Origin of the sequence: Micromonospora sp. M51 (genome assembly GCF_018070305.1) — a bacterium.
In the GTDB taxonomy this organism is placed as follows: Bacteria; Actinomycetota; Actinomycetes; order Mycobacteriales; family Micromonosporaceae; genus Micromonospora; species Micromonospora parva.
On the sequence record NZ_JAGPXZ010000744.1, the window covers coordinates 1 to 2913 of the forward strand.

4 protein-coding genes are annotated in these 2913 nt (G+C 73.9%); 3 read left to right on the forward strand and 1 reads right to left on the reverse strand.

All coding sequences use genetic code 11. The annotated features are described in order from the left end of the window. The 3 genes from KBX53_RS28005 to KBX53_RS28015 all read left to right on the forward strand — a co-directional run. On the forward strand, nt 1–376 hold a 376-nt coding region (locus tag KBX53_RS28005; RefSeq protein ID WP_247676337.1), incomplete at its 5' end, for a YciI family protein. Next, nucleotides 373–1626 carry an RNA polymerase sigma factor gene (locus KBX53_RS28010; protein WP_210862546.1) on the forward strand — a complete coding sequence of 418 codons (1254 nt, stop codon included), beginning with the start codon at nt 373–375 and terminating at the stop codon, nt 1624–1626. The genes KBX53_RS28005 and KBX53_RS28010, both read left to right, overlap by 4 nt. Nucleotides 1627–1718: 92 nt before the next feature. After that, nucleotides 1719–2369 (forward strand): class I SAM-dependent methyltransferase, encoded by a 651-nt coding sequence (locus KBX53_RS28015; RefSeq protein ID WP_210862547.1) that lies wholly within the window; start codon nt 1719–1721, stop codon nt 2367–2369. Nucleotides 2370–2427: 58 nt separating this feature from the next. Here KBX53_RS28015 and KBX53_RS28020 read toward each other — a convergent pair. After that, nucleotides 2428–2913, reverse strand: a 486-nt coding sequence (locus KBX53_RS28020; RefSeq protein ID WP_210862549.1) for an alpha/beta hydrolase, incomplete at its 5' end; no start/stop codon positions are given.

Sequence of the window (2913 nt, forward strand, 5' to 3'; positions counted from 1 at the left end):
GAGCATCGCCGTGAAGTACATGCTGCTGATCTGGAACCGGCCCGGCTTCACCGAGGGGCTGAGCGAGCAGGATCGCACCGCCCTCTTCGGTGAGGTCGACGAGATCATGAAGGAGCTGACCGAGACCGGCGAGCTGATCGGCGGCCAGGCGTTGGCCAATCCGTCGCAGACGTTGACGGTCCGACTCGTCGATGGCAGCCCCGAGGTTCTCGACGGTCCGTTCATGGAGAGCAAGGAGCAGTTCGCGGGCTACCTGGCGGTGGACTGTGACAGCCCGCAGCGGGCTGCCGAGATCGCCGCCCGCTGGCCGGACGTCCGGTACGGCGGCGCGATGGAGGTCCGCCCGATCATGGATGAGGCCGGGACGGAGATGTGACCGGGGACCGGACGGTCGAGGACCTGCTGCGCACCTTCGCGCCGCAGGTCCTCGGCCTGCTGGTCCGTCGGCACGGGCAGTTCGACAGGTGCGAGGACGCGGTCCAGGAGGCGTTGCTCGCCGCCGCGACGCAGTGGCCCGCGCAGGGCGTACCGGACAATCCGCGCGCCTGGTTGCTCACCGTGGCCACCCGCCGGCTCACCGACGAGTGGCGCAGCGAGAGCGCGCGCCGGGACCGCGAGGTGGCGGTGGCGCGACGCGAGCCGGCGTACGCCGGGGTGGCGCCGGCGGCCGACGCGGAGCCCAACGTTCCGGCTGACGATGACACCCTCACGCTGCTGTTCCTCTGCTGCCACCCGGCGTTGCCCGGGTCGGCGCAGGTGGCGCTCACCCTGCGGGCGGTCGGTGGTCTCAGCACCGCCCAGATCGCCCGGGCGCACCTGGTGCCCGAGGCGACGATGAGTCAACGCATCCGGCGGGCCAAGCAGCGGATCGAGGCCGCCGGGGCCCGGTTCACCATGCCCGGGCCGGCGGAGCGCGCCGAGCGGCTGGGGGCGGTGCTGCGGGTGCTCTACCTGATCTTCAATGAGGGCTACACCGCGTCCAGTGGCCCGGACCTGCGCCGGGCCGAGTTGACCGGCGAGGCGATCCGGCTGGCCCGCATCCTGCGCGGGCTGCTGCCCGACGACGGTGAGGTGACCGGGCTGCTGGCGCTGATGCTGCTGACCGACGCGCACCGGGCGGCGCGGGTGGGGCCGGACGGAGAGTTGGTGCCGCTGGCCGAGCAGGACCGCTCCCGGTGGGACGCCGCCGCCATCGCGGAGGGGGTCGCGCTGATCACCGAGGCGTTGACCTGGTCGCCACCGGGCCCGTACCAGCTCCAGGCGGCGATCGCCGCGGTGCACGCCGAAGCCCCCACGGCGGCCGAGACGGACTGGCGGCAGATCGTGGCGCTCTACCGGCTGCTGGCCCGGATCGCGCCGAACCCGATGGTGACCCTGAACCAGGCGGTGGCGGTGGCCATGGTCGACGGGCCCCGCACCGGGCTCGCCCTGCTCACGCCGTTGGACGCCGACGACCGCACGGCCGGGCACCACCGGCTGGCCGCCGTCCGGGCTCACCTGTTGGAGCTGGCCGGGGAGGTCGGTGCGGCGCGGGAGGCGTACCTGGCCGCGGCGCGCGGCACCACGAGCCGACCGGAGCAGCGGTACCTGGAGGTGCGGGCGGCCCGGCTGACCGGCCAGGAGTGACCGGTGACATCTTGCCCTTTCGGCAATTAATTTTGCACATTGCCCCGGTGCCCGGTCACAGTCGTGGGCGACGCGCGAAGGAGCAGGCAGCGATGACCGAGCAGCACGAGTTCGACAGGGACTACTGGGAGCGGCACTGGCAGCAGGCGCACCCCGGCCGTCCCGGCGCGATGAGCACCAGCCCCGCGCACCCGTACCTGGCCCGGGAGACCGGCGGCCTGTCGCCGGGCTCGGCGCTGGACGCCGGGTGCGGTGCCGGTGCCGAGGCGATCTGGCTCGCCTCCCACGGCTGGCAGGTCACCGCTGTCGACATCGCCCCCGTCGCCCTCGCCCGGGCCGCCGAACGCGCGGCCGAGAGCGGGGTGTCCGAGCGGGTGCGATGGGTGGCGGCGGACCTGACGGCCTGGGCCCCGGAAACGCCGTTCGACCTGGTCACCACGCACTACGCGCACCCCGCGATGCCGCAGCTGGACTTCTACCAGCGCATCGCCGGCTGGGTGGCACCCGGCGGCACCCTCCTGATCGTCGGGCACCTGCACAGCTCCGAAGCCACCGAGCAGGGGCATGGGCATGGGCATGGGCACCACCCGCCGGACGAGGCGTCGGTCACCCTCGCGGACATCACCGCCGGCCTGGACGGCGCCAGTTGGGAGATCGTCACCGCCGAGGAGCAGCGCCGCTCGATGCCGGGCCGGGAGGCCCCGCTGAACGACGTGGTCGTCCGCGCCACCCGACGCCGCTGAGCACACCGTTGCCGGCCGTCGGGTGGTGCGACCGCCCGACGGCCGGCAACGGCTGCGATCACACCGCGGGGTCGACGGCCGGGCAGCTGGCGCCCCGAGGGGGCACCGCCGGATCGATCAGATAGGCGTCGACGGCTCGTGCCACGCACGGGCTGCTGCTGTAGCTGCCGTGCCCCCACCCCTGGTAGGTGAGCAGGGCGCCGTGCCGGCCCAGCTGCCGCGCCACGTTGCGCGCCCAGCCGTAGCCGCTGGCCGGGTCGTGCACGGTGGCGGCGAGCAGCAGCGGCACCTCGGTGTGGACCCGTAGCCGATGCTGCGGGTTGGCTACCGGCGTGGGGGCACCCAGGCAGGTGACCAGCGCGAACAGCGCCGGCGGGTAGCGCAGGTCCGGCGCGAGCCGGGCCGCCCGGCGCAGGTGTCCGACGTACTCGCGGTAGTCGCGGACCGGCAGGCTCCAGTCCTGGCAGAGAACCGCGAAGGGGTACGGAGCCACGGCCTCGTCCGCCAACGGGCGGGCGCTCGGCATGGTGGCGGTGCCCTCCAG

What these genes read in the sequence shown, in the direction of transcription:
- KBX53_RS28015 (WP_210862547.1), top strand. Translation starts at nt 1,719, where the DNA reads ATGACCGAGCAGCACGAGTTCGACAGGGACTACTGGGAGCGGCACTGG.